The following is a 1,695-nucleotide window of genomic DNA, read 5'->3' on the forward strand; positions in this document are numbered from 1 at the left end:
GGATGCTGGAGGTATCAGAAGTGCGAATGCTGACATGAGTAGCGATAATGGGGGTGAAAAGCCTCCACGCCGTAAGCCCAAGGTTTCCTGTTCAACGTTCATCGGAGCAGGGTGAGTCGGCCCCTAAGGCGAGGCAGAGATGCGTAGCTGATGGGAAGCAGGTTAATATTCCTGCACCGTCGTATGATGCGATGGGGGGACGGATCGCGGAAGGTTGTCTAGCTGTTGGAATAGCTAGTTCCTGGTTCATAGAAGGCGCTTAGGCAAATCCGGGCGCGTAATTCAAGGGATCGGGACGAGTGGCCTTGTGCCGCGAAGCAATCGGAAGTGGTTCCAAGAAAAGCCTCTAAGCTTCAGTCATACGAGACCGTACCGCAAACCGACACAGGTGGGCGAGATGAGTATTCTAAGGCGCTTGAGAGAACTCGGGAGAAGGAACTCGGCAAATTGGTACCGTAACTTCGGGAAAAGGTACGCCCCGGTAGCTTGACTGCTTTACTGCAGAAGGGTGAAAGGGTTGCAATAAACTGGTGGCTGCGACTGTTTAATAAAAACACAGCACTCTGCAAACACGAAAGTGGACGTATAGGGTGTGACGCCTGCCCGGTGCTGGAAGATTAAATGATGGGGTGCAAGCTCTTGATTGAAGTCCCAGTAAACGGCGGCCGTAACTATAACGGTCCTAAGGTAGCGAAATTCCTTGTCGGGTAAGTTCCGACCTGCACGAATGGCGTAACGATGGCCACACTGTCTCCTCCCGAGACTCAGCGAAGTTGAAATGTTTGTGATGATGCAATCTACCCGCGGCTAGACGGAAAGACCCCATGAACCTTTACTGTAGCTTTGCATTGGACTTTGAACCAATCTGTGTAGGATAGGTGGGAGGCTTTGAAGCGGGGACGCCAGTTCTCGTGGAGCCATCCTTGAAATACCACCCTGGTTCGTTTGAGGTTCTAACCTTGGCCCGTAATCCGGGTCGGGGACAGTGCATGGTAGGCAGTTTGACTGGGGCGGTCTCCTCCTAAACGGTAACGGAGGAGTTCGAAGGTACGCTAGGTACGGTCGGACATCGTGCTAATAGTGCAATGGCATAAGCGTGCTTAACTGCGAGACCGACAAGTCGAGCAGGTACGAAAGTAGGACATAGTGATCCGGTGGTTCTGTATGGAAGGGCCATCGCTCAACGGATAAAAGGTACTCTGGGGATAACAGGCTGATTCCTCCCAAGAGTTCATATCGACGGGGGAGTTTGGCACCTCGATGTCGGCTCATCACATCCTGGGGCTGTAGCCGGTCCCAAGGGTATGGCTGTTCGCCATTTAAAGTGGTACGTGAGCTGGGTTTAAAACGTCGTGAGACAGTTTGGTCCCTATCTGCCGTGGGCGTTGGAAATTTGAAGGGGGCTGCTCCTAGTACGAGAGGACCGGAGTGGACGAACCTCTGGTGTACCGGTTGTCACGCCAGTGGCATTGCCGGGTAGCTAAGTTCGGAAGAGATAACCGCTGAAAGCATCTAAGCGGGAAACTCGCCTTGAGATGAGATTTCCCGGAGCCTTGAGCTCCTTGAAGGGTCGTTCGAGACCAGGACGTTGATAGGTCGGGTGTGGAAGTGCAGTAATGCATTAAGCTAACCGATACTAATTGCCCGTACGGCTTGTCCCTATAACCTTAGCTGGTTATGGATTGAGTACAGTTG

1 rRNA gene is annotated in these 1,695 nt (G+C 52.6%); it reads left to right on the plus strand.

The annotated features are described in order from the left end of the window. Positions 1–1,661 (plus strand): 23S ribosomal RNA (locus tag NX774_RS23255); the annotation flags it as partial. Positions 1,662–1,695 lie beyond the last annotated feature (34 nt).

Source organism: Massilia agilis (genome assembly GCF_024756255.1).
GTDB classification, from domain to species: domain Bacteria; phylum Pseudomonadota; class Gammaproteobacteria; order Burkholderiales; family Burkholderiaceae_D; genus Telluria; species Telluria agilis.